The sequence below is a fragment of the Dyella amyloliquefaciens genome (genome assembly GCF_004296575.1).
Classification (GTDB): Bacteria; Pseudomonadota; Gammaproteobacteria; order Xanthomonadales; family Rhodanobacteraceae; genus Dyella; species Dyella amyloliquefaciens.
The window spans coordinates 138,279-163,545 of record NZ_SAYT01000004.1 but is presented as its reverse complement, the minus strand read 5'-3'; the positions used below and the strand labels follow the sequence as shown (position 1 = coordinate 163,545).

The 25,267-nt window shown below is 65.8% G+C and carries 20 protein-coding genes and 1 riboswitch; of the genes, 12 read left to right on the top strand and 8 right to left on the bottom strand.

Features of this window, described 5'->3' with window-relative positions; genetic code table 11:
- Nucleotides 1-2,043: a M13 family metallopeptidase gene (locus EPB08_RS11065; protein ID WP_229238312.1), complete on the top strand. Its 2,043-nt coding sequence runs from the start codon at nucleotides 1-3 to the stop codon at nucleotides 2,041-2,043.
- Nucleotides 2,044-2,135: 92 nt separating this feature from the next.
- Nucleotides 2,136-2,999: an energy transducer TonB gene (locus EPB08_RS11060; protein ID WP_130619153.1), complete on the top strand. Its 864-nt coding sequence runs from the start codon at nucleotides 2,136-2,138 to the stop codon at nucleotides 2,997-2,999.
- 10 nt (nucleotides 3,000-3,009) lie between these two features.
- Here the strand turns inward: EPB08_RS11060 and EPB08_RS11055 are convergent, their stop codons facing one another.
- Nucleotides 3,010-4,257: a cation:proton antiporter gene (locus tag EPB08_RS11055; RefSeq protein ID WP_130619152.1), complete on the bottom strand. Its 1,248-nt coding sequence runs from the start codon at nucleotides 4,255-4,257 to the stop codon at nucleotides 3,010-3,012.
- 213 nt (nucleotides 4,258-4,470) lie between these two features.
- A riboswitch (cobalamin riboswitch) is annotated at nucleotides 4,471-4,683 on the top strand.
- 155 nt (nucleotides 4,684-4,838) lie between these two features.
- Here EPB08_RS11055 and EPB08_RS11050 point away from each other — a divergent pair.
- Both EPB08_RS11050 and EPB08_RS11045 read left to right on the top strand, forming a co-directional pair.
- Nucleotides 4,839-7,328 (top strand): ribonucleoside-diphosphate reductase subunit alpha, encoded by a 2,490-nt coding sequence (locus EPB08_RS11050; RefSeq protein WP_130619151.1) that lies wholly within the window; start codon nucleotides 4,839-4,841, stop codon nucleotides 7,326-7,328.
- A 159-nt stretch (nucleotides 7,329-7,487) separates the two neighbouring features.
- The gene (locus tag EPB08_RS11045) at nucleotides 7,488-8,513 is read left to right on the top strand and encodes a ribonucleotide-diphosphate reductase subunit beta (RefSeq protein WP_130619150.1); all 1,026 of its coding nucleotides are present in this window, start codon (nucleotides 7,488-7,490) and stop codon (nucleotides 8,511-8,513) included.
- Between the two features lie 48 nt (nucleotides 8,514-8,561).
- Here EPB08_RS11045 and EPB08_RS11040 read toward each other — a convergent pair whose 3' ends face one another.
- Nucleotides 8,562-9,032: a bacteriohemerythrin gene (locus EPB08_RS11040; protein WP_130619149.1), complete on the bottom strand. Its 471-nt coding sequence runs from the start codon at nucleotides 9,030-9,032 to the stop codon at nucleotides 8,562-8,564.
- Between the two features lie 148 nt (nucleotides 9,033-9,180).
- On the opposite strand from EPB08_RS11040, the gene EPB08_RS11035 reads away from it, so the two are divergent.
- Nucleotides 9,181-10,263, top strand: coding sequence for an AbrB family transcriptional regulator (locus tag EPB08_RS11035; protein ID WP_130619148.1), 1,083 nt, complete (start codon nucleotides 9,181-9,183; stop codon nucleotides 10,261-10,263).
- 3 nt (nucleotides 10,264-10,266) lie between these two features.
- Here EPB08_RS11035 and EPB08_RS11030 read toward each other — a convergent pair whose 3' ends face one another.
- Complete coding sequence (locus EPB08_RS11030; protein WP_130619147.1) at nucleotides 10,267-10,737, bottom strand: bacteriohemerythrin; 471 nt, start codon at nucleotides 10,735-10,737, stop codon at nucleotides 10,267-10,269.
- 468 nt (nucleotides 10,738-11,205) lie between these two features.
- Here EPB08_RS11030 and EPB08_RS11025 point away from each other — a divergent pair, with 468 nt between their 5' ends.
- The 4 genes from EPB08_RS11025 to EPB08_RS11010 all read left to right on the top strand — a co-directional run bounded on the left by EPB08_RS11025 (nucleotide 11,206) and on the right by EPB08_RS11010 (nucleotide 16,453).
- Complete coding sequence (locus tag EPB08_RS11025) at nucleotides 11,206-11,592, top strand: BlaI/MecI/CopY family transcriptional regulator (RefSeq protein ID WP_130619146.1); 387 nt, start codon at nucleotides 11,206-11,208, stop codon at nucleotides 11,590-11,592.
- A gap of 1 nt (nucleotide 11,593) precedes the next feature.
- A complete protein-coding gene (locus EPB08_RS11020) occupies nucleotides 11,594-13,798 on the top strand; it encodes a M56 family metallopeptidase (protein WP_130619145.1) in 2,205 nt (734 codons plus the stop codon).
- Between the two features lie 127 nt (nucleotides 13,799-13,925).
- Nucleotides 13,926-15,230 carry an ABC transporter permease gene (locus tag EPB08_RS11015; protein WP_130619144.1) on the top strand — a complete coding sequence of 435 codons (1,305 nt, stop codon included), beginning with the start codon at nucleotides 13,926-13,928 and terminating at the stop codon, nucleotides 15,228-15,230.
- 8 nt (nucleotides 15,231-15,238) lie between these two features.
- Nucleotides 15,239-16,453 (top strand): ABC transporter permease, encoded by a 1,215-nt coding sequence (locus EPB08_RS11010; protein ID WP_130619143.1) that lies wholly within the window; start codon nucleotides 15,239-15,241, stop codon nucleotides 16,451-16,453.
- Nucleotides 16,454-16,826: 373 nt separating this feature from the next.
- Here the strand turns inward: EPB08_RS11010 and EPB08_RS11005 are convergent, their stop codons facing one another.
- The 3 genes from EPB08_RS11005 to EPB08_RS10995 form a co-directional block, all read right to left on the bottom strand.
- A complete protein-coding gene (locus EPB08_RS11005; RefSeq protein ID WP_130619142.1) occupies nucleotides 16,827-19,160 on the bottom strand; it encodes a S9 family peptidase in 2,334 nt (777 codons plus the stop codon).
- A gap of 118 nt (nucleotides 19,161-19,278) precedes the next feature.
- On the bottom strand, nucleotides 19,279-19,611 hold the full coding sequence (gene mdtI, locus EPB08_RS11000) for a multidrug/spermidine efflux SMR transporter subunit MdtI (RefSeq protein ID WP_130619141.1): 333 nt from the start codon (nucleotides 19,609-19,611) through the stop codon (nucleotides 19,279-19,281).
- Nucleotides 19,601-19,957, bottom strand: coding sequence for an SMR family transporter (locus EPB08_RS10995; protein ID WP_229238311.1), 357 nt, complete (start codon nucleotides 19,955-19,957; stop codon nucleotides 19,601-19,603). Before EPB08_RS10995 ends, mdtI begins: the two co-directional genes overlap by 11 nt.
- A gap of 61 nt (nucleotides 19,958-20,018) precedes the next feature.
- Here EPB08_RS10995 and EPB08_RS10990 point away from each other — a divergent pair, with 61 nt between their 5' ends.
- Both EPB08_RS10990 and EPB08_RS10985 read left to right on the top strand, forming a co-directional pair.
- The gene (locus EPB08_RS10990; protein WP_130619140.1) at nucleotides 20,019-20,426 is read left to right on the top strand and encodes an acyl-CoA thioesterase; all 408 of its coding nucleotides are present in this window, start codon (nucleotides 20,019-20,021) and stop codon (nucleotides 20,424-20,426) included.
- A 52-nt stretch (nucleotides 20,427-20,478) separates the two neighbouring features.
- Nucleotides 20,479-21,231, top strand: coding sequence for a glutathione S-transferase family protein (locus EPB08_RS10985; RefSeq protein ID WP_130619139.1), 753 nt, complete (start codon nucleotides 20,479-20,481; stop codon nucleotides 21,229-21,231).
- A gap of 306 nt (nucleotides 21,232-21,537) precedes the next feature.
- Here EPB08_RS10985 and EPB08_RS10980 read toward each other — a convergent pair whose 3' ends face one another.
- Nucleotides 21,538-21,870: a hypothetical protein gene (locus EPB08_RS10980; protein WP_229238310.1), complete on the bottom strand. Its 333-nt coding sequence runs from the start codon at nucleotides 21,868-21,870 to the stop codon at nucleotides 21,538-21,540.
- Nucleotides 21,871-22,151: 281 nt separating this feature from the next.
- On the opposite strand from EPB08_RS10980, the gene EPB08_RS10975 reads away from it, so the two are divergent.
- On the top strand, nucleotides 22,152-24,188 hold the full coding sequence (locus EPB08_RS10975; protein WP_130619137.1) for an amidohydrolase family protein: 2,037 nt from the start codon (nucleotides 22,152-22,154) through the stop codon (nucleotides 24,186-24,188).
- Nucleotides 24,189-24,348: 160 nt separating this feature from the next.
- Here the strand turns inward: EPB08_RS10975 and EPB08_RS10970 are convergent, their stop codons facing one another.
- Nucleotides 24,349-25,248 carry a LysR family transcriptional regulator gene (locus tag EPB08_RS10970; RefSeq protein ID WP_130619136.1) on the bottom strand — a complete coding sequence of 300 codons (900 nt, stop codon included), beginning with the start codon at nucleotides 25,246-25,248 and terminating at the stop codon, nucleotides 24,349-24,351.
- Nucleotides 25,249-25,267: the final 19 nt, after the last annotated feature.

Sequence of the window (25,267 nt, the reverse complement as noted above, 5' to 3'; positions counted from 1 at the left end):
ATGAGCGCGTTGGTCTTCGGTGTCGCCCATGCCGCCGACCCGGCGACAACCAAGCCGCAGTACGGCACATGGGGATTCGATCGGGCCGGTGCGGATACCGCGACGAAACCGGGCGACGATTTCTTCCGTTACGCCAACGGTACCTGGCTGGACCACACGCCCATCCCGCCCGACAAGCCGGCGGTCAGCCTGCGCCTGGCCATGACGGACCTCACCGAGCAGCGGCTGCACACGTTGATGGAGGGTGCCGCACAGAGCCATGCGCCCGGCACCTCGCTCGAAGGCAAGGTCGGCAACTTCTACCAGTCCTACATGGACGAGGCGCATATCGATGCACTTGGCGCCAAGCCCATCGCGCCGCAGCTCGAGGCCGTGCGCAAGGCCACCACGCGCGATGCGCAGGCCGCCTTGATGGGACGTACCGGCACGGATTTCGACGGCGCGCTGTTCGACCTCGTGTTCGACGTGGATCTCAAGGACAACTCGCGCTACGCGGTGTACGTCACCCAGGCGGGTCTCGGGCTGCCCGACCGCGACTACTACCTCAAGCCGGCCTTCGCCAAGGAGAAGGCCGCGTACCAGGCCTATGTCGCCCAACTGCTCACCCTCGTCGACTGGCCCAACCCCGATGCGGCGGCCAAGGACGTGGTGGCCTTCGAAACCGCGATCGCCCAGGCCAGCTGGGACAAGGTGGCGCAGCGCGACCCGGTCGCCATGTACAACCCGATGAGCGTGCAGGACCTGCAGAAGCTGGCGCCCGGTTTTGCCTGGCACGACTACCTGGCATCGGCCCAGCTCGGCGATCTCAAGCAGATCGTGGTGGCGGAGAAGACCGCCTTCCCGAAGCTCTCCGCGCTGTATGCGAAGACACCGGTCACCACCATCCAGGCATGGCAGGCCGCACGCATCGCGGACAACGCCGCCTACTACCTGTCCAAGCCGTTCCAGGACGCGTACTTCGAGATGCATGACAAGACGCTGTCGGGACAGCAGCAGCAGGAAGCACGCTGGAAGCGAGCCGTGCATGCCGTATCCGGCGGGGATTGTGGCGTGGGCGACCGCCTCTCCTGCTTCGGCAATCTCGGCTGGGGCGTCGGCGAGCTCTACACGGCCAGGTACTTCCCCGCGTCGTCCAAGGCGAAGATCGAGGAGCTGGTGGCCAACCTCAAGGCGGCTTATCGCGTGCGCATCGAGAAGCTCGACTGGATGGGACCCAAGACGCGCGAGGAAGCACTGCGCAAGCTGGATACCTACACCATCAAGGTCGGCTACCCGGATCATCCGCGCGACTACTCGAACGTGACCACTCGTCCCGACGACCTTGTCGGCAATGTGTTGAACGCCGCCAAGGCGGACTGGTCGTTCTACGTGAACCGCCTCAACGGCGCAGTCGATCGCAGCGACTGGTCGATGACGCCGCAGACCAACGACGCCTACAACGGCTCGCTGCGCGACATCGTGTTTCCCGCCGCCATCCTGCAGCCGCCGATCTTCGATCCCTACGCCGATCCGGCCATCAACTACGGCGCCATCGGCGGCGTGATCGGCCACGAGCTCACGCACGGCTTCGACGACGAGGGCCGCAAGATCGACGCCGACGGCAACCTGCGCGACTGGTGGACGCCCGCCGACGCCAAGGCCTTCGATGAACGCGCGAAGAAGCTCGGTGCGCAGTACGACGCGTTCCAGCCGATCACCGGCGTGCACATCAACGGCAACCTCACCATGGGCGAGAACATCGCCGACCTCGGCGGCCTCACGCTCGCCCTCGACGCCTACCACGCCTCGCTGCATGGAAAACCCGCCCCGGTGATCGACGGCCTCACCGGCGACCAGCGCGTCTTCCTGGGCTGGGCGCAGGCGTGGCGCGGCAAGCTCACCGACGACGCGATCCGCCGCCAGGTCACCAGCGATCCACACTCGCCCCGCAAGTTCCGCGTGAATGGGCCGGTGCGCAATCTCGATGCGTGGTATCAGGCGTTTGGAGTTCAGGCTGGGGAAAAGCTGTATCTCGATCCGAAGGAGCGGGTGCGGATCTGGTAAGGGTTTGCACCGTCACGGCAGGTGGCAACCTAACGTTGCTACCTGCCGAACGCCGTGATTAGACTGCGCTCGTCTTTTCGGGGGAATAGACCATGCGTGCCCTTTCTCTGGCTACGGTTTTCCTGGCCGCGCTGCTTGCCAATGGCGCGCTGGCAGACGATCTCCGCCATCAGGTCGAGGCCAGCATGCTGGTCGAAGGCAAGGCGGTGCTGAATCCCGACGGCAGCATCATCAGTTACAGTCTTCGAGAGCCCGACAAGCTTCCTCCGCCGGTCATCGATCTGATCAAGCAGAACATCGCTACGTGGAAGCTCATGTTCGTCCATGAGCCGGCGGCGCCCGTCGAAGAAGACATGACCATGCGTATTGTCGCCACCGATGTCGATGGAAGGCACACCACGCTTCGCCTCGCTTCTGCGCACTTCGAAGATGCCAACCGTCCGGCCAATGAGGTTATGCATTGGAAGGATCGCGTACGACCGAGCTATCCGCGCAGGTCCTACGAGGGGCGCGTTTCCGGAACGGTGTATGTGCTTGCGCGCGTTGGTCGCGACGGACACGTGCTCGATGCGGATGCAGAACAGGTGAACCTGCATCAGTATGTGACCCGCGGTGAGGAAGCAATCTACCGCAGGGATCTCGCTGCCGCCTCGATAAGAGCCATCAAGCGGTCGACGTTCGAGGTCCCGTCCGCAGGCTTAGAGGCGGGGCAGCCCTATTGGTACAGCCGGGTACCGGTCAAATTCCATCTGCACGACTTCAACAATCCGGCGTTCGATAGCCACACCGGCAATGACTACGGCACATGGGAAATCTATGTGCGCGGCCCTCGCGAGGACATCCCGTGGCTGCAGGACCGAGCGCTACTCGCCGAAGCTCCGGATTCCACGGCAGACAGTGGAGTTCACCAGCTAGGTATCGGGCCGACCTTGCAGAAGCCACTGGCGCCGAACTAAGGTTCAGCGATCAGTCGAGGAGCCGGCGTTGCGCTCCCGATGCAACGGCGCCACGATGAAACGCTGCCACCATCGGCGTCGTCATCATCGTGGTGACGATCGCCATCACCAGCAGGATGGTGAACATCGCCGGCGTGATCACACCGGCGTCCAGGCCCACCTTGATCACGATGAGCTCCATCATGCCGCGCGCATTCATCAGCGAGCCAATGGCGAGGCTGTCGCGCCAGCCCTGACCGGATATGCGCGCACCGGCCGTGCCACCGATGAGCTTGCCGAGGATCGAAACAGCAAGCACGAGCGCTAGCGCCAGGCCGGCATCCGCACTCAACAGCTGCGCGGTGGTGCTCAGTCCCGCAAGCACGAAGAACACCGGCAACAGCGTCGCCAGGGTGACGTGTTCCACGTGCTCGATCAGGCCCTGCAACAGCCGGTCGTCGCGCGGCAGGCACAAGCCGAACAGGAACGCACCGAACACGGCGTGCAGTCCCAGCCATTCGGTAATTGCGGCGCAACCGATCGCGCCGGCCAGCAGGAACGCGAGCACCGCACCGCTCGCATGCCCATCGGGCGCATGCCGCGCCAGCAGCCACGCGCACGACGGACGCAACGCGAACCAGGCCATGCCGAGCAGCAGCAACAGCCCACCCATGGTTCGCCAGAACGGCAGCCAGTTGCCGTGCGCGCTGATCAAGGCCACCACCAGGGCGAGCGCCACCCAGGCCAGCACATCGGCCACGGCAGCGGCGGCAATGCCGAGGCGTCCCGGAAGACTGTCGGTGAGTCCGCGCTCCTTCACGATGCGCGCCATCACGGGCAGCGCCGTGATCGCGCAAGCCGTGGCCATGAACATCGCAAACGGCCCGTACGACACGCCGGCGGGTGCGTAGCCGCGGAACAGCCATGGCGAAATGCCGAGTGCCAACAGGCCGGGCAATGCGAATGCCAGCCCGCCGATCCACGCCGCCGGCCTCAACAGCCGCCCACCGGTGGGCACGCGCAATTCGGCGCCCACCACCGTCATGAACAACACCAGGCCCAGCGTGCTCAGGCTTTGCAGGGCGCCGAGGCTGTCGGCGGGAAACAGGCTCGCCTGCCATCCTGGCGCCAACGCGCCGAACAGCAGCGGCCCGAGCGCCAGCCCGGCCAGCATCTCCCCCACGACGGCCGGTTGGCCGAGCCCCCGCAGCAGCCAGGCCAGCAGCCGCGAGGCCGCGATGATCACGAGCAACTGCACAAGCAACAACGGGTGTCCCATCGACCCATCCCTTCCCCGTTAGACGAGCGGGCAGCTTGCCGGGCAGCGGGACGAGCCGCAACGCCGCCCGCCAAAGGCACCCGTCACAGCCGGCCTCGCGCGGGCCCTGGGCAAAATTCCTAGGGACGCGATAAACCTCCCAGCAGCCTGATCTTTTTCGAGTTATCCACGCCCCATCCACAAGTTATTGGGTTGACCCACCCGATCGAGCCCGATATGTTGTGCCCCGTCGGTGCCACTCTCAGACCTATGGTCGGACTGGCTTAATAGGGAATCCGGTGAGAATCCGGAGCTGCCCCGCAGCGGTAAACGGAAACGAAAGCCAACAACGCACTGGCCCTCAGCTGCTGGGAAGCGGGAGCGAGTAGGCGGGTCGAAAGACCCTCGTCCGTGAGTCCGAAGACCTGCCGACAGCCGTGGCCATGCACCACGGTGAGTAGTGGCGGCTTCCGCGGGGAAGCGCGTCGACGCGCGGGGCGCTGCCCTGCTGCTCGGCCGTCCGTGAAGCTCCACTGCTCCTTTCCTTTCAGCCCTGCGCGCGGGAGCAGGCGGTTGATGACCAAGCTTGGAGCGAAGTCGCCATGCAACCTATCGATACCACCGGCCGCGAACGTGAAGACGGGCGCGCCGACAGTCCCGCTTTCCCTGCCGACAGCGTCGTGGCCGAGGCACCGCGCGCGGATACCCCGTTCGCACTGACCCCGCCGCACAACCCTGGCCAGATGCGCGTGACCAAGCGCAACGGTCGCCAGGAAACCGTGGACGTGAACAAGATCGTCCGCGCCGTGACCCGCAGCAGCGAAGGCCTGCATGCGGTCGACCCGCTGCGCGTCGCGCTCAAGACCATCGGTGGCCTGTACGACGGCGCCACCACGCAGGAACTGGACGAGCTGTCCATCCGCACCGCCGCCGCGCTCACCGCCGAAGAGCCCGAATACGGCCAGCTCGCCGCGCGCCTGCTGGGCGCGTACGTCGATAAGGAAGTGAGCGGCCAGGAAATCCAGAGCTTCTCGCAGTCGATCGCGCGCGGCGCCGAGCTCGGCATCGTCAACGACCGCCTGCGTGACTTCGTGGTGGCCAACTCGCGCAAGCTCAACGACGCGATCGATCCGCTCGCCACGCGCCGCTTCGAATACTTCGGCCTGCGCACGGTGTACGACCGCTACCTGCTGCGCCACCCGCAGCTGCGCAAGGTGATCGAGACGCCGCAGCACTTCTTCATGCGCATCGCGTGCGCGCTGGGCGGCAGCGAGATCGGCGAGACGCTGGAGCTGTACCGCCTGCTGTCCTCGCTGGAATACATCGCCAGCTCGCCGACGCTGTTCAACTCGGGCACGGCGCACGAGCAGCTCAGCTCCTGCTTCCTGCTCGACTCGCCGTCCGACTCGCTGGAATCGATCTACGAGAAGTACGGCGACGTCGCCAAGCTGAGCAAGTTCGCCGGCGGCATCGGCCTGGCCTACTCGCGCGTGCGTTCGCGCGGTTCGCTGATCAAGGGCACCAACGGCCATTCCAACGGCCTGGTGCCGTGGCTGAAGACGCTGGACGCCTCCGTGGCCGCCGTGAACCAGGGCGGCAAGCGCAAGGGCGCGGCCTGCGTGTACCTGGAGCCGTGGCACGGCGACATCGAGGAATTCCTCGAGCTGCGCGACAACACCGGTGACGATGCTCGCCGCACGCACAACCTCAACCTCGCCAACTGGATCCCGGACGAGTTCATGCGCCGCGTGGAGATTGACGGCGAGTGGTCGCTGTTCGATCCCAAGGTGGTGCCGCACTTCGTGGACAGCTGGGGCGAGACGTTTGAAAAGGCGTACCGTGAAGCGGAGGCCGCCGGCCTCGCCGTGAAGAAGGTGAAGGCGCGCGAGCTGTATGCCCGCATGCTGCGCACGCTGGCGCAGACCGGCAATGGCTGGATGACCTTCAAGGATCGCAGCAACGCCACCAGCAACCAGACGGCGAAGGCGGAAAACGTCATCCACCTGTCGAACCTGTGCACCGAGATCCTGGAAGTCACCAATGCCGAGGAAACGGCGGTGTGCAACCTGGGTTCGGTGAACCTGTCGCGCCACGTGGTCGATGGCCGCTTCGACTTAGACAAGCTCGCCGCCACGGTGCGCACCGCGGTGCGCCAGCTGGATCGCGTGATCGACCTGAACTTCTATCCGATCGACACCGCCAAGGTCGCCAACAACAAGTGGCGCCCGGTCGGTCTGGGTGTGATGGGCCTGCAGGACGTGTTCTTCAAGCTGCGCCTGCCGTTCGATTCGGCCGAAGCGCTGGCGCTGTCCACGCGCATCGCCGAGGAGATCTACTTCAACGCGCTGTCCCAGTCGAACGAGCTGGCGATGGAACACGGTGCGCACCCGGGCTTTGCCGAGAGCCGCGCCGCCAACGGCGAACTGCAGTTCGACTACTGGACCAACGCCACGCCGAACGACCAGGCACGCTGGGATGCGCTGCGTGAATCGATCAAGGCGAAGGGTCTGCGCAACTCGCTGCTGATCGCCATCGCACCGACCGCCACCATTGCCTCGATTGCCGGTTGCTATGAGTGCATCGAGCCGCAGGTGAGCAACCTGTTCAAGCGCGAGACGCTGTCCGGCGACTTCCTGGTGGTGAACCGCTACCTGGTGGAAGAGCTGAAGACGCTGGGCCTGTGGACGTCGGAAGTGCGCGACGCGATCAAGCTGGCGGAAGGTTCGATCCAGGGCATCAGCGCGATCCCGGAACGCCTGCGCACCATCTACCGCACCGTGTGGGAGCTGCCGCAGAAGGCCTTGATCGACCTGGGCGCCGCGCGCGGTGCGTACATCGACCAGAGCCAGTCGCTGAACCTGTTCATGGAAAACCCGAACATCGGTCAGCTCAGCTCCATGTACATGTACGCGTGGAAGTCCGGCATCAAGACCACCTACTACCTGCGCTCGCGCCCGGCCACGAAGATCGCCAAGACCACGGTGTCCGCGGCACCTGCCGCGAAGCCGGCGCCGGTGGCGGACCAGGAACAGGCGACGGCCGCGGTGTTCTGCTCGCTCGAGAACCCCGAGTACTGCGAAGCCTGTCAGTAACGCGCTCCACTCCCCTCTCCCAATGGGAGAGGGGTTGGGGGTGAGGGTGCGGGCTTGCCTCAACGCCGCACTAATCCCGCACCCTCATCCGCCCCTCGCGGGGCACCTTCTCCCACCGGGAGAAGGAAAGATCGTCAACCGTTGTCGCAAGGATCATCCATGTCCGCCGAATCATCTCGCCCCCAGCACATCCTCGATCCCGGCTTCGCACTCACACTGCGTCCGATGCGCTATCCCGAGTTCTACGAGATGTACCGCAACGCGATCAAGAACACCTGGACGGTGGACGAGGTGGACTTCTCGCTGGACGTCACCGACCTGCGCTCGAAGATGAGCGAGGCCGACCGTCACCTGATCCATCGCCTGGTCGCGTTCTTCGCCACCGGCGACACCATCGTGGCGAACAACCTGGTGCTCAACCTGTACCAGCACATCAACGCGCCCGAGGCGCGCATGTACCTGTCGCGCCAGCTGTACGAGGAAGCGCTGCACGTGCAGTTCTACCTCACCCTGCTCGACACCTATATTCCCGACCCGACCGAGCGCAACAAGGCGTTCGCGGCAATCGAGAACATCCCCTCGATCCGCCAGAAGGGCGAGTTCTGCTTCAAGTGGATCGACTCGGTGCAGGACATCAAGCGTCTGGAGACGCGCGAGCAGCGTCGCCAGTTCCTGCTCAACCTGGTCTGCTTTGCCGCGTGCATCGAAGGCCTGTTCTTCTTCGCCGCGTTCGCCTATGTGTACTTCCTGCGTTCGCGCGGACTGCTGCATGGCCTGGCCTCGGGCACCAACTGGGTGTTCCGCGACGAGAGCTGCCACATGGCGTTCGCTTTCGACGTGGTGCGCACCGTGCGTGCTGAAGAGCCCGACCTGTTCGATGAGGAGATGCGCGCACAGATCGAGGAGATGCTGGAAGACGCGATCGCCTGCGAAACGCAGTTCGCCGAGGACGTGCTTTCGGGCGGCGTGGCGGGCCTGTCGGTGAAGGACATGCGTCAGTACCTGGAATACTGCGCCGACCAACGCCTCACCCAGCTCGACCTGCCGAAGAAGTACGGCGCGAAGAACCCGTTCGACTTCATGGATCTGCAGGACGTGCAGGAAGTGACCAACTTCTTCGAACGCCGCGTCTCGGCCTACCAGGTCGGCGTGCAGGGCGAAGTCTCGTTCGACATGGCGTTCTGATCGCCCGGCGCCACGCACGGCAGGCGTGCGTGGCGCCATCGCTCTCGTCTATTTGTTGCTTCCGAAGAACCGGCGCAATGCCGTGGACAACCAGCCACCCTCGCTGGTGTCGCTGGTGAGCTTGAGCATGTTGCGCTTCACCGAGTCGACGTAGGCACGATCGTCGCTGCGGATGTGCTGGAACAGCCAGCGCGACAGCATCACCCGCAACTCATCCGTGATGTCTTCCCCCGCCCTGAAGCGCTCGCGATATTGCTGGATGCGGTTCGCGAAGATCTCGTGCAGCCGCTGGTGCGCGCGGCAGAATTCGTAGCCGGCGTCCTCGATCAGCGTCTCCTCGAAAGTGAAGTGCGACAAGGTGTAGTCGACCAGTTCCTCCAGCACGGCGTCGATCGCGGCCCGGTCGCCACCGTCCTGCGCCTCCTGCAACGCATTGAGGATGGCGACGATGCGCCAATGCTGGTTGTCGATCACCTCGATGCCCGTGTTGAGCTCGTCCTGCCATACAAGTGCGGTCACTGCGATACCCCCTTTACGCTCCCTGATCTGACAAGAAATAGCGCTGTGCGCTGATGACACGATTGACCTGCGTCATGGCCTCCCACGTAACCGTGCCGTCGAGGTGATGTGCTGTAATGCCGGCGCCCATCCACCCGACGGAAACGCCATGTCACCGCCCCTGCCTGGCTGGTCGTTGCGAGCCCTTGGACCGGTTCCCGTGTGGACATTGCTGCTCCTGCTGTCGACGGCATTGGCCGGCGCACTGCTGGCGCTGCACCTGACGGCGGCGTTGCTGATCGGCCCGATGGCGGCTGCCATCGTGCTGGCGGCGCTAGACGCACGCATCGAAGTGGGCAACGTCGCCTTCATGGGTGCCCAGGCCCTGGTCGGCTGCATGATCGCGCGCAGCTTCAGCCCTGCCTTGTTGCACGAGGCGGCACGCGAATGGCCGCTGTTCCTGGTGGGTGTCGCGTCGGTGATCGGCGTGGCCGTGGCGTTGGGCTGGGTGCTGGCGAAGCGACGCGTGCTGCCTGGCACGACGGCCGTCTGGGGTTCCTTTCCGGGTGCGGCCACCGCGATGGCGCTGATGGCCGAAGCCTTCGGCGCCGACGTACGCCTGGTCGCCTTCATGCAGTACCTGCGCGTGCTGATGGTGGCGGTGGTGGCTTCCACCGTGGCGAGAGTCAGCCTCGGCAGTGCGCATGCGCCGCCCACCGCGTGGCTGGCCGCCGTTCCACTCCTTCCCTTCCTGACGACGTTGCTGCTCGCTTTCGGCAGCGCCGCGATCGCCTATCGGCTACGTATTCCCGCGGGCCCGTTGTTGCTGCCACTGTTCGTCGGCGCACTCGCGCAGGACATGGGCTGGCTCAAGGTAACCTTGCCGGCATGGCTGCTGGCGATCAGCTACGCGGTGATCGGCTGGGGCATCGGCCAGCGTTTCACGCGCGACATCCTCGGTTACGCACTGAAAGTCATGCCGAGGATCCTGGGTGCGATCCTCGCCTTGATCGCGATCTGCGCAGGGCTGTCCGCGCTGCTGATGATGGTGAGCCACAAGGATGCGCTGACGGCCTACCTTGCGATGAGCCCCGGCGGGGCCGATTCGGTGGCGATCATCGCCGCGTCCAGCCAGGTGGACGTGCCTTTCGTGATGGCGATGCAGAGCGCCCGCTTCCTGCTGGTGGTGCTGCTGGGCCCGGGCATTGCCCGCTGGGTCGCGGCCCGTGTGCAGGTAGCCGGGCAGGACTGAGCGTCAGGCCCTCGCGCCAAAGAAGCGCCGCAGCGAACGCGACAGCCAGCTGCCTTCGTGGTCTTCCGTGCCGACCTGATGCAGGTGGCGGCGCACGGCATCCACGATGGCCTTGTCGTCGTTGCGGATGTGGTTGAACAGCCAGTGCGATAGCGTGTGCAGCAGCTCGGTGCCGATGTCCTCGCCGGCGCGGAAGCGCAGGCGGTATTCCGAGACGCGTTTGACGAACACTTCGTGCACGCGCTTGTGCGCACGGGTGAATTCGTAGCCCGCATCCTCCATCAACGATTCCTCGAAGGTGAAGTGGGACAGGGTGTAGTCGACCAGCTCATCGAGGATGTCGCTGAGTTCCTGGCGATCGTGGTGGTCCATGGCGTCGTGCAGATGGTTGATCATCTCCACGATGCGCCTGTGCTGGTTGTCGATGACCTTGATGCCGGTGTTCAGGTCATCCTGCCAGACCATATAGGGCATATCGCACCCTCCGATGTGCGGTGGTCCGGCTATTGGCGTGTATTTTTTCTGTCGGCAGATTGACCTTGATCAATCAAATCCGGCGACGTTTGCGATAGCGACACTACGCCGCATGAAGTCCGCGAACGATGTCGAAACGTGTAGCGCGTGGCGCAGCTCGCGTTATCAGATGCATTGAGGATCCGGAAGGACACTGCATCGCTGATACGTGTAGGCCGACACCTGAGCGTTTCCGGCTCGGGGTACCCGCAGCATGTTCAGCGTCCGCGGCGGGCCACTCTCTTCAACGCCATGAGTGGGCCTGGCCGATGGCATCACGTGCCGCGGAGAGGGGCCGGCGGGCCCGGCCAGGCATTGATGCGGCGCAGCAACCCGGTCCTGCGCCGCAGGACCGCCCAACGACCTATTGACTACAGCTGTAGTCAGAGGGTAGCGTGACTACAGCTGTAGTCACCAAGGATCGTGCACATGGGCAAGGCAACCATCGGCGACCAGGAGCTGGCGCTCCTGCAATACATCGCCGAACACAGCAATGCATCGGTAGGTGAAGTCGCCTCGGGCTTTGGCGAGCCGCGCGGTCTCGCGCGCTCCACCGTGCTCACCATGATGGAACGGTTGCGCGGCAAGGCCTATCTGCGCCGTCGCCAGGTGGCGGGCGTCTATCGCTACAGCCCGGCCACCGGCCCCGGCGAAGTGATGCGCAGCGCCGTCGGCCAGTTCGTCGAGAGGACGCTCAGCGGATCGGTGTCGCCCTTCGTGGCCTGGATGTCCGAGCGCGGCAAGGTGAGCGACAGCGAGCTGGCGGAACTGGAAGCGCTGGTCGTCCGGCTGCAGTCGCAGCGAAAGGAGAGCTGAGATGAATGCCCTGCCCTCGTTGATGGACACGCTGCTGGTACGGATCGGTTGGACGTCGCTGCAGGCGGCGTTGCTGATCGGCGCCATCTGGCTCATCTGCCGGCAGCTGCCGCGCCTGAGCGCGGCGACGCGCTCGCTGCTGTGGTGGCTGGTAGGGGTGCAGTTGCTGCTGGGCCTGGCGCTGCCAACGCCGGTGGCACTGCCGCTGCTGTCGGCTCCGGCACCCGTCGTGCAGGCCACGGTCCAACCCGTCACCCCGACATTCATCGCGCCGAGCGAGCACCGCATCGGCAGCTTCGGTGGCGGTTCGGCCGCACCGACCGTTGCCTACGACAACTTCGCACCCGCCACGCCGCCGGTGGTGGTGGAGGCAAGCCATAAGGACTTCAGCCTGCCGTGGCGGAACATCCTGCTCGCCCTCTGGCTCGCTGGCGTGCTGGTGCAATTGCTGGTGACGGCACGCCATTGGCACGAGGCACGCCATGTCCTGCGCACCTCCGATGAACTCGACGATCCCGCGCTGCTTGAAGCCAGCCGCGTGCAGGCGCAAGCCATGGGTCTGCGCCGCTGCCCGTCGCTGCGCGTCTCGCACGCCATCCGTTCGCCGCAGGTAAGTGGCTGGTGGCGGCCGGTGGTGCTGCTGCCCGCGCAACACGAACTGAGTGAGGACGAAACCGCCCTGGCCCTCGCCCATGAACTCGCCCACCTGCGCCGCGGCGACCTGTGGCTCGGCTGGGTGCCTGCCATCGCTCAACGCGTGTTCTTTTTCCACCCGCTGGTGACCTGGGCGATGCGCGAGTACGCGCTCAACCGCGAAGCGGCCTGCGACGCCCAGGTGATGCAGCGGCATCACGCAGCGCCCCAGGACTATGGCCGCCTGCTGCTGCGCCTGGGCGTGGCCCATCCGCTGCATGCGGGCCTTGCCGGCGCTTCGCCGACCTTCCTCAACCTCAAGCGACGCCTGACCATGTTGCAGGGCGTATCGCAGGGCGCCACGTCCCGTCTGCGCAGCGCAATGCTGATCGTCGCCGTGGCATGCGCGGGCGTGCTGCCCTATCGCGTGACGCAGGCTGCAGCGGAAACTCCGTCACCGTCGCCCGCACCCGCTGCCGCTTCATCCACGGCTGCGCCGGCCACGGACGCGACGCCCGCCGTGCAGGCAGCGCCTGCGGCCAAGGCCACGGCTGCCGTGCACGCCACGCCTGCGGCTGCCGCCAAGCCTGCAGCCAAGGCCGCACCGGCCGCCAAGGCGACGGTGGCGAGCAACACGTCGTACGGCTGGGTGCCGGATGTGCCGCCTCCGCCGCCGGTTCCCCCCACGCCGCCGACTCCGCCAACGCCGATGACCCCGCCGACGCCGCTCACGCCGCCGACGCCGCCGACACCAATTACTCCGCCAACACCGATCACACCTCCGACTCCGCCGACTCCGATCACGCCACCCACGCCGTTCACGCCGCCGACGCCACCTACACCGCCGACTCCTCCGACGGCCCTGACAGGCATGCGCGGCCACCACGTCGACATCGATATCTCCAGCGATGCGAAGAACGGCTTTGCACTGTTCGACGACAGCGCCAACACCATCCTCGTCAACGGCACCGATCGCGACGTCGCAGAAGCGAAGCAGGAGCGCAAGGGGTCCGAATCGCTGCTGTGGTTCCGCCGGGGCAACCAGGCTTATGCCGTGCGCGACGGCGCCACCATCGAACGTGCACGCATTGCGTATGCACCGATCCGCGACATCGCGTCGATGGAAGGACGGATAGCCGGTGAGCAGTCGCGCATCGCCAGCATCCAGAGCCGCATCGCCAGCCGCCAGGGTGAACTCGCCGCGCGCCAGGGCGAACTGGCGGCACGCCGCGGTCAACTCGAATCGCAGCGCGCGCAGCTGGAATCGCAACGCGCGGTGCTCTCCACCAAGCCGGGTATCACGCAGGACGACCTGCGCGAGATGGACAGGCAGGTCCGCATGTTCGATGACCAGATTCGTTCGATGGCGGCACGCGAGCACAGCCCGGGGGACGATCCCGAGTTCCAGCACCAGCAGGAAGAACTCGCCCGCCAGGAGCAGCAGCTGGAACGCGAACAGCAGGCACTGGAAGTGCGCCAGCGCAGCGAGAACAGCAAGGCCGACAGCCAGATGGAAAAGCTGCTCGACGATGCCATTGCCAAGGGCGTAGCCAAGCCCGCCGCCCTGCGCTGAAACGCGCCGCATGACGCGCCGCCCTGACGGCGGCGCGCTGCATCACCCACGACCACACGCGCACCCGGGCCGGCGGGAGGGATGCCTTCGTGTCCAGATCACACCCGGCCACCGATGGAGAACAGCCATGCTTGGCTATTACGCGTCCATTGCCGCATCCAGCTTCCGGAAGAACAAGGCGCTTGCGACCTTGATGGTGCTCGTGATCGGGCTCGGCATTGGCGCCAGCATGACCATGATCACCGTGTTCCACGTGCTGTCCGGCGACCCGTTGCCAGGACGCAGCGAACACCTGTTCGTGCCGGTGATCGACCCGCGTCCGCTAGATCGCAGCCCGTCCGCCGGCACGCCATCGATGGATGGCAACTTCACCTGGCCCGACGCACTGAACCTGTTGCATGCCGCACGCGCCGATCACCAGGCGGCGATGGCCGGCGGCGCGGTGCCGGTACGGCCGATGCAGGGCGCAGGCCTGCCGTTCTACGAGACGGGCCGATACACCACGGCGGATTTCTTCGCGATGTTCGGCACGCCGTTCCTCAGCGGCGGCGGATGGACCGCTGAGGACGATGCGCAACGCGCACGCGTGGTGGTGCTCGGCCATGCACTCAGCCGCAAGCTGTTCGGCGAGGGGCCGGCGGTAGGCCGAACCGTGCGATTCAAGGATGTCGACTTCCGCGTGATCGGCGTGCTCGACGACTGGCAGCCGCAACCGCAGTTCTATGCGCAGATGGACAGCCGTGCCTTCGGCCGCAGCGACCAGTTCTTTCTCCCGCTGCAAACGGCGCTGGACCTGAAACTGGATTTCGTCGGACGACTGTCCTGCTGGGGCGACTCCGGTGACGGACGCACCAGCGACCAGTGCAGCTGGCTGCAGTTCTGGGTGCAGCTGGACAACCCCGCCAAGGTCGCTGCGTATCGCGCCTTCATCACTGGCTACTGGCGCGAGCAGCAATCGCACGGCCGCCTGCCACGGCCGGTCGACGCCCGGCTCTACGGGTTGATGGACTGGCTCGCATACCAGCACGCGATTCCGGACGACCTGCGCCTCCAGCTGTCGTTGTCGGTGGGCTTCCTGCTGGTGTGCATGCTCAATGTGATGGGCCTGCTGCTGGCAACCTTCCTGCGTCGCGGTGGCGAAATCAGCGTGCGCCGCGCACTCGGCGCGCGGCGCCGCGACATCTTCCTGCAGCTGGGCGTGGAGTCCTCGGTGATCGGCCTCACGGGCGGACTGCTGGGTGTGCTGGTCGCGTTGTTCGGTTTGTGGAGCGTGCGCCAGCGACCGGATGGCTATGCGCAGCTCGCGCACATGGATCCCGGGATGCTGTTGGCGACCTTCGCACTGGCCCTGATCACCGGTGCACTGGCCGGACTTCTGCCCGCCTGGCGCGCCTGCCGCATTGCTCCCGCCCTGCAACTGAAGACCCAGTGAGGACTGTCATGCCGCACTCGCCCCTGCTCGCCAGCCTGGGTCGCCACAAGCTCACCGTGCTGTTGATGGTGATGCAGGTGGCACTGACCTGCGCCATCGTCTGCAATGTCGCCGCCATCCTCGGTCACCGCATCACCCAGCTGAGCCTGCCCAGCGGCGTGGCGGAGGACGAGCTGGTGATGCTGGAAAGCATCAGCGTGGATGCGAGCACCGACCCACTGGTTCGCCACGACACCGACCTCGCGGCCCTGCGCCAGCTGCCGGGCGTGCGTTCGGCCGCCGCCGTGGACGCACTGCCGTTCAACAGCAACAACTGGAGCAACGGCATCTCGCTCGTGCCCAAGGGTGACGCGCGGCTGACCGCGACCGCGTTCAATGGCACGCCCGGCGAGCTGGCCACGCTGGGCCTGCGCCTCGCCGCGGGCCGTGACTTTCTACCGGAGGAATATCTGCCTTTGGGTGCCGCGCAGGACTGGACCGGTATCAACAAGGTGCCGTCCACCATCGTCACCAGCGCACTCGCGCAACAGCTGTTCCCGGGACAGGATCCACTGGGCAAGGTGATCTATCCCGGCGACGGTCCGGTACGCATCGTGGGTGTGGTCGATCATCTGTTGCGCCCGACGCTGGACGAAACCGCGGGCAACGAATACGCCACGGTGTTTCCCATGCTGCCGGATGACGGACGTGTCACCTATGTGATGCGCACCGCGCCTCAGGATCGCGAACGCGTGCTGCAGCAGGCCATGGCGCGGCTTGCGCAGCTGGACAGCAACCGTGTGCTGCGTCGTCCGCAGACCTTTGCGCAGTTGCGCGAAGACTACTTTCGTCGCGATCGCACCATGATCAGCTTACTGCTGGCCGCCGCGTTCGGATTGTTGCTGGTCACTGCCGCAGGCATCGCGGGACTGGCGAGCTTCTGGGTACAGCAACGGCGTCGCTCGATCGGCATCCGACGCGCAGTGGGCGCGACGCGGCATGACATCCTGCGTTACGTGCAAGCGGAGAATTTTCTGATTGTGAGCGGAGGCGTGCTGCTGGGCGCGGCACTGGCGTATGCACTCAACGTGATGCTGATGCAGCGCTACGCCTTGCAGCGACTGCCGGCGTTCTATGTGCCGCTGGGTGCGGCGGCGCTGTGGTTACTGGGACAGTTGGCGGTGCTGGGGCCGGCGCGGCGCGCGGCGGCGGTGCCGCCGGTGGTGGCGACGCGATCGGGTTGACCGCCTATGACTCCCTCTCCCCTCCGGGGAGAGGGTTGGGGTGAGGGGCTGGCCTTGCCGAGACCTCACCAAGAGCGCGCTCTTGGCAACCTAATCGCGAGCACCCGCCCCTCACCTCGGTCCTCTCCCCGAAGGGGAGAGGAAGAGTAAGAGCGCAGGCTTCAGCCCTTTGGCAATGACGACAAGGGAGTAATGGAGAGAACCAACGACTTCAAGCACGAACCCTTCTCCGTCCGGGAGAAGGTGCCGGTCCCACGGGGACTCCCTTCGGTCGCAGGCGGATGAGGGTGCGGGCGGAGCGCAGCCATCAGGCGTGTCGCGAGTCCGCACCCTCACCCCAACCCCTCTCCCATCGGGAGAGGGGCTTTAAGCATCAGTCCTTCGGCGGCTTCATCGTGTACTCCTTCGGCGGCGTTTCGCCGGCGAGGTAGCGCACGAAGTAGTCCCAGCGCTTGCGCATCATGTAGTTGCTGGCCGCGCCATAGCCGTGGTGGGCATTGGGAATAAGCAACAGATCGAAGTCCTTGTTGGCCTTGATCAGCGCATCGACCACCAGCAGCGTTTCGTACGGCGGCACGTTGTCGTCCATGGTGCCGTGCGCCAGCAACAGATGGCCCTTGAGGCCTTCCGCGTGGTTCTGGTTGGCCTGGTCGTCGTAGTTGCTCTTGCCGTCCTTGTCGGTGGTCAGAAGGCCCTGCCACTTCTCGGCCCAGTCGTCTTCGTAGTTGCGGTTGTCGTGGTTGCCGCTCTCGGCGATGCCGACCTTAAACATATCGGCATGGCGGAACATCGCGGTCACCGTGGCGTTACCGCCACCGGAATGACCCCAGATGCCCACGCGGTCCATGTCGATCCAGGCATTGCGCTTGCCCAGTTCCTTCAGGCCTGCGACCTGGTCGGGCAGCGTGTTGTCACCGATGTTGCCGAAGTAGGCATCATGGAACGCCTTGGAACGCCACGGCGTACCCATGCCGTCCATCGCGACCACGATGAAGCCCAGTTCCGCCAGCGCCTGGTGATCGACGCGCGCTGCCGCGAAGCTGCGCGAACCGACCGAACCCGTCTGCGGGCCCGGATAGATGTAGTCGACGATCGGATACTTCTTCGACGGATCGAAATTCGTCGGCTTGAACATCAGGCCGTAGATGTCGGTCTTGCCGTCGCGGCCCTTCACCGTGAACGGCTCCGGTGCCTTCCAGCCGGTGGCGAGCAGGCGCGAGATGTCGGCCTTGGCGACGTTGCCCACCACATGGCCGTCGTCGCCACTGCGCAGCACCGTCACCGGCGCGGTGGTCGGCGTCGAGTACGCATCAGCAAACAGACGTCCATCCGGCGACAGGCTGATGGTGTGGTCGGCCGCCTCCGGCGCCAGCAGCGTCGGCGCGCCACCATCCAGGCTCACCTTGTAGAACTGCTGGTAGTACGGATCGACGCCATGCTCGCGACCCACGCCGCGGAACCACGCCGTGCGCGACTTCGGATCGACCCTGAGCACCTCGGTGACGTTGCCTTCGCCCGTGGTGATGGCGTGCTTGAGCTTGCCGCTGTCGAGGTCGTAGAGGTACAGGTTGCCCCAGTTGTTGCGCTCGCTGAACCACACCACTTCGTGGCTTTCCGGCAGGTACTGCCAGTTGACCTTGCCGTTGCCGCTTTCGTAGTAAGTGGGCACGCTTTCGTCGAACACGGTGCGCACGGCGCCGGTGTGCACGTCGGCGACGCGGAACCAGGCCTGCTTGTGATCGCGCGAGGACGACACGAAGGCCAGCGAGCTGGCATCGGGCGCCCACTGCACGTCATCCCAGCCGCCGTCGCGGCCGCAGCTCACGTCGTCGCACAGGGTGGAGCGGTGCTGGTCGGGGTCCATCTTCAGGCGCAGCGTCTTGTGGCTGCCGACATTGACGATGACGCGTTCGATCATCGTCACGTCCTTGTCGCCCACCAGCGGGTACTTCCACTTCTCCACCTTCGGGTGGCCGACGTTGGTGCCCACGATCACCATGTCGCCGGTCTTGCGCTGGTCCTGCTGGAACGTGGCGATCTGCTTCGAATCGGGCGACCACACCAGGATGGCCTTGTTGGTGTGCTTCCAGCCCGCGTTGTCGGTGGCGTAGCCGTAGTTCTCCACGCCGTCGAGGGTAAGCTGGGTTTCCTTGCCGGTGGCGATATCGCGCACCCACAGGTTCCAGTCGCGCACGAAGGCTTCGCTGCGCTTGTCCGGCGAGAGCACGCCCGGTTCGCTGCCCACGGCCTCGGAATTCTCGTCCTTGCCCACGGTGCACGCGGCGGCCTTGGCATCGCACAGGTAGTGCTTGCCGCGGATGGCCACATCGAGGTGACCGTCAACGGTTTCACTGTAGCCGGAGATACCCAGCTTGTCGGCCTTGACCGGCTTGCCGAGCGCCTTGCCCAGCGCCGCGGCGAGGCGCGCATGGTCGAACAGCGGGGAGGCCTTGCCGGTGGCGGCGTCGTAGCGCAGGTAATGATCCCCCTTGGCGTCGTGGTCGCGATACCAGAAGTGACCATTGTCCAGCCACATCACGCTGGTGACGGCGTGATCGACCAGCGGCGTGGTGTTGTAGCCCACGTAGCGCTCGGCCTTGGCGTAGTCGTCGTTGGTGAGCGTGCGGCCCTGTGCCGCCGCGCCCGTCGAAAGTGCACCCAGTACCAGCGCGCCCAGCAGGCGCGAGCCGTGTTTCATCGGAACCATGCGTTCTCCCCAGTCTGCTGCTTGTGGCGGACGCCGTCGTGGACGCCGCGTTCAACCTTTCATCCTACTGTCGACGGCGGGTGGGGACCCCTGCCATTGGTCCCGTACCCGAGCCCTCTCAGGCGAACTTCAGCAGGCAGACGCCCGCAGTGATCAAGGCCAGGCCGGCCCAACCCGAGGCGCGCAGGCGCTCGTCGAACAGGGTGATGCCCAGCAGCGTGGTGGCAATCAGCCCCACGCCGCCCCAGATGCCATAGGCCACGGACAGCTCGATGCCCTTGATGGCATAGCTCAGCGCCGTGAAGGCCGCCAGCGCGCAAATGATGGCGGCAATGGCCGGGCGCTTGTGGGCAAAGCCGTGCGACTGCTTCATCAGCACATTGGCACCCACTTCGAGCGCAATCGCCATCATCAGGTAGAGCAGGTGGACGGGCTGGAAATCAGGAAGCATGGCTGCCTCCGTGCTCGCCTTCGTCGGTGCCGCGCTCGAGCAGCACGATGCCCGCGATGATGAGCGCGATGGCGACGAGCTTGGGCGCGCTGAGCTCTTCGGCGAACAGCCACGCGCTGCACAGCGTGATCAACACCAGGCCCAGGCTTTCCCACGCGCCATAGGCCACGGCGAGCGGAATGCGCTTCACCGCGAGTGCGAGGCTGGTGTAGGACACCACCAGCATCACGTACATCACCGCCAGGCCGATGGCGTGCGACGCGTGATGCGCGCCGTATTTCATCGCCAACGTGCCGATGACTTCGGTGACAATGGCAGCCGTCATGAACAGCCAGTAGCGCAGCATTGCGATCTCCTCGTCGCGCGCCCCCCGATCAAATCCTAACCTCCCCCCTGTCGATCACGCCATGAGCCAAACGAACATCGAACCTACTCTCCAGCTGCCTGAAGCGCGCCTGCTGGAGATGGTCTTTCCCGATCACACCAACCACCTGGGCACGCTGTTCGGCGGCCAGGCGCTGGCCTGGATGGACAAGGCGGCCTTCATCGTCGCCTCGCGCCACGCCCGCCGTACGGTGGTGACGGCACGATCCGAAGAGGTGAATTTCCGCACGCCGGTGCGCAAGGGTCAGCTGGCGGAGCTGGTGGCGCGCATCGTCCATGTGGGGCACAGTTCGATGACGGTGGAAGTGGAACTGACCGCGGAAGACCCGCTGACGGGCGATCGCCGCGTATGCACCACGGGTCGCTTCGTGATGGTCGCGCTCGACTCCAACGGTGCGCCCGCCACGGTGCCCCCGCTGCCCACGGCTTGACTCGCCACCGGCGGGCAGCCCACCCTCCATGGGTCCCCGCAGGAGCGCCGCGATGTCATCCCAGTTCACCATCATCGGCAATTACATCTCGCCCTATGTCCGCAAGGTGCTGGCGTGCATGGAGCTGAAGGGGCTGGACTACCAGATCGATCCGATCACACCCTTCATCGGCGATGACCGCTTCACGCAGCTCAGCCCGCTCAGGCGTATCCCGGTCCTGATCGAAGGCGACCTGGTGCTCAACGACTCGTCGGTGATCTGCCAGTACCTCGAGGATCGTTTCGCGGAACCCTCGCTCTACCCCGCCGACGCCGCCGATCGCGCCAAGGCGCGCTGGGTGGAGGAGTACTGCGATACGCATCTGGCGAGCGTGCTGGTCTGGAAGTTGTTCTACCAGAAGGTGGTCCGTCGCCACGTCTTCCAGGAGGAACCCGACGAAGCGATGATGACGCATGCCCGCGAGGTGGAGATTCCCGCCGCACTCGATTACCTGGAGAGCTGTGCTCCCGCAGACGGCTTCCTGTTCGGCGCGCTGTCGATCGCTGACATCAGCATCGCTTCGTATTTCCGCACGGCGTCCTTTGTGCGCTACGTCATCGATGCAGAGCGCTGGCCGCGCATGGCGGCGCTGGTGGCGCGCGTGCAGGGGCTGCCTTCGTTCCAGAAGCTGGCGCGGCTGGAGGAATCAGTCCTGCGCGTACCGCTGGCAGAGCAGCGCGATGTGTTGATCGCTGCGGGTGCGCCACTGACGGCGGAGACCATGGCTACGCTGACGCCACGCAAGGGGACGTCACGTTTCGCCTGACCAGGCCATACGAACATCACCTGTAGGAGCGCACCCAGTGCGCGACGGCCTTACGCGCCGGTCTGCATGTTCTTCGTTCTTGCGAGAGCAGTGTTCGGCCTTCGGTAGCTCTGCTGCTGTCAGCTTGCCGCTTGCGACAAGGTGTCAGCCAGCAGCCGAGGCTCCAGGCCTCGGCTTGCGCAAGGACGATGGCATTGGGGCCTGGGGCGAAAACCGCACCCTCTCCCCCACCCCTCTCCCAGGGGGAGAGGGTGCTACAGCTTCGCGATCGCGCACTGGGCGTGCTCCTACAGCGAACAACGCGCCTCAGCGCAAATGCAACCAGTACAGGTGGATCCCGTTCTCGCGGTCTTCCGCGCGGAAGCCTTCGCGTCCCTCGACGGCGATGCCCCATACGGTGCGCATGGTTTCGCCGCGCGGCTCGTCCACGCGCACGTGTTCGCCCAGCGAAATGGGGAACCGGGTCTCCAGCATCATCACCTGGTCGCGCTCCCACACCAGCACGGCGTTGCGCGCGGTGTTGGCGCCCCAGCCGAGATGGATCTGCACTTCCTTGGGGTCGTAGTTGCCGCGGTTGTCCAGCTTCCAGTTTTCCGAGCGGCGCAGCAGCTCGGCCAGGCGCGGATCGTTCCAGTCCACGCGACTTCCCTTGGAGTGAGGCTTATGAGGGCTCATACAAATAGCAACTTCCGGTCTGACGGGTACGGCGGCAGCGCTGGCAAGCCACGCCAACGTCCGGACCGGCGCACCTCAACTCCACAGGGGCGGAGGGCGCGCGTCCCCCTGATATCGACCGTTATGTCAATGACTTGAGCTCTGCGCCGAACATTCTAGCCCATCCGACACCCCTCCGACGGGCACTATGGCGCCGGCCACAGCCCGGTGATACTCCGCCGCGACCACCCACGGAGGCTTCAACCATGCGCGCCCCGCTCGTCGTGTTCGCCCTCGGTCTCTCCCTTCCCTGCCTCGCCGATACCGCCACAGACTCGCTGGCCAGGCCGCCAGCCAATGCGCAGCGCTTCACCATCATGTCCACCGCCGGCAAGCACGGCACCTCGGCACGCTGGACTACCGCCGACGGCACCCGCATGGGGCGCGACAGCCTGCTGTTGCGCGGCATGGTCACGGAAGTGGAGAGCAGCGCCACGCTGGGTCGCGACGGCATGCTGGACCACGTGGTCATCCGCGGCCACACGCCCAGCGGCGATGCGGGGGAAACCTTCTCGATCAAGGACGCCACCGCCAGCTGGAAAAGCCCGGTGGATGCCGGCTCCGCGCCTTACCGCGGATCGGCCGAATACGTGGCGTTCGGCGGTCCGATGGATCTCAACGCCGACCTGATCGAAAAACTGCTCGCCTCCCCGGGCCACACACTGTCTCTGCTGCCCGGAGGGCAGGCGCACGCCGAGCAGCTGACCACCGCCACCGTGGGCGAAGGCGCGGCGAAGAAGCAGATCAAGGCCTATGCGGTCACCGGACTCAGCAATACGCCGGTACCGGTGTGGGTCGATGCCTCGGGCAAGTTCTTTGCCTTCGTCGACGGCCTGTCGTGGATGCCGGAAGGCTACGAGTCGGCCCAGGCCCAGCTGGACAAGGCGCAGACTGCCGCGCTGGCCGAGCACGCCAAGGCCATCGTGCCCAAGCTGCTGAAGACGCCCACCGGCCCCGTGGCGTTCACCCACGTGCGCGCGTTTGTTGATGGCACGCGCTTTGTCGAAGACCAGACCGTGGTGGTCGACAAGGGCAGCATCGCGCAGGTCGGACCGGCCGCATCGGTGAAGGTGCCTGGCGGTGCCCAGGTGATCGACGGCAAGGGCAAGACCCTGGTGCCGGGCCTGTGGGATTCCCACCAGCACGTGCCGGATGACGCGAGCGGTCCGATGCTGCTGTCGCTGGGCATTACCTCGGTGCGCGACCCGGGCAACGTGGACGAGCAGACCATTTCGCGCGCGCAGCGCCGTGCCAAGGGCGAGCTCTTGGGGCCGAAGGTCTATCCCTCGATGCTGATCGACGGCAAGGGCCCCAATACCGCCCAGGTGGCCGACGTGGCGACCTCGCAGGCCGAGGCCATCGCGCTGGTGCACAAGGCGAAGGACGAGGGCTTCGACGCGATCAAGATCTACGGCACGTTCAACCCCGACTGGGTGAAGGCGACGGCGGCCGAGGCACACAAGCTGGGCCTGCACGTGCACGGGCACCTGCCCGCCGGCATGCGTCCGAAAGATGCGATCGACGACGGCTACGACGAAATCACGCACATCTACTTCGTGATGATGCAGGCGATGCCCGATTCCGTGGTCAAGGTATCCAACGGCATGGCGCGGTTCGAAGGCCCGGGCCGTTACGCCAAGGACGTGGACCTCACCAAGGAACCGATGAAGTCGCTGATCGCCACCATGGCCCAGCACAAGATCACCTCCGATCCCACGCTGGTCGTGGCCGAGAGCCTGTTCATGCCTGAGAACGGCGACCTCTCCCCGGCCTATGCGCCCTACATCGGCGGCCTGCCGCCGGCCGTGGAGCGTAGCTTCCGCCAGGGCGGTTTCACCGTGCCGAAAGACCTCACCCGCGCCGATTACCGCGCCAGCTTCGCCAAGCTGCAGGCGCTGGTCGGCGCCATGCACAAAGCCGGCGTGCCTATCGTGGCCGGCACCGACGGCAGCGGCCTGGAACTGGTGCGCGAGCTGGAGCTCTACGTGCAGGCCGGCTTCACCAACGCCGAAGCGCTGGCCAGCGCCACCATCGACACGGCGCATCTGGTCGGTGCGGACCAGCGCACGGGCAGCATCGCCGTAGGTAAGGCCGCCGACCTGGTGCTGGTCGAAGGCAATCCCGCTGAACACATCGGCGACCTGCGCCACACCGAGGTGGTGATGATGGACGGCAAGCTGATGGATGCGACGGCGTTGCGCTCGGAAGGTGGCATCAGCAGGCGGCCGGCGTGGTTTGAGTAAGCGCGCCTACCCGACCCTATGTGGGAGCGCACCCTGTGCGCGACCGCGGAGACGCGCCGACATCGTTGCATGCGGTCGTCGCGTCTCCCTGGGTTTCGGCTTCTACGCCTTGTAGGCTTTTCGCGCACAGGGTGCGCTCCTACAAAAGAGCCGTGGCGGCTCAGGGCAAATCGCGCAGCACGCCGGCTACCCAGTCGATGAATACCCGCAGTCGCAGCGGCAGCTGTCGTTGTGACTGGTAGAGCACAGTGACCGGGAAGGCCGGTGGCGGCGTCGCCGGCAGCAGTTCCACCAGGGAGCCGTTGGCCAGCGCCTCGCCGAGGCGGTAACGCGGAAACTGCGCGATACCCAGGCCCGCTTCGCAGCAGGCGAGATAGGCCTCGGTACCGCTCACCGTGACCCGCGCCGGCAGCACCAGCTCGCGCATGCGCTTGCCCACCATGAATTCCAAAGGCGTCGTGCGGCGCGTGGTGGGCGAGGCCCAGTTCACCGTGACGTGGCCGTCCTGCAGGTCGGCGAGGGTTTGCGGCAGGCCGTGGCGGCGCACGTAATCCGCGCTCGCCACGGTGGCCTGCGACATGCTCGCGACGCGGCGGCCCACCATGGTGGAATCGGAAAGATCGCCCGCGCGCAGCACGCAATCCACACCCTCCTGCACCAGGTCGATGAAGCGGTCGCTGGTGCCGATATCCAGTTCGATCTGCGGATAGCGCGCCAGGAATTCCGGCAGCGCGGGAACGAGCACCTGGCGCGCCAGCGAGGACGCCAGATCGATGCGCAGCTTGCCCTTGGGCACCACGGCGGCCTCGCGGAAATCCGCTTCCACCGCATCGAGGTCGGCCAGCAGGCGTACGCAATGGTTGTAGTAGACCTCGCCGTCGCGGGTCGCGCGCACGCGGCGCGTGGTCCGCTGCAGCAGGTGCGCGCCCACGTGTTCTTCCAGCCGCTTGATGGTGTGGGTCAGCGTGGCGCGCGGCAGGTTCAGGTCGTCGGCGGCGCGGGTGAAGCTGCCCAGTTCGACGATGCGGGTGAACACGCGCATGGCTTGCAGACGATCCATGGAGGCCTCTCGGGCAGTC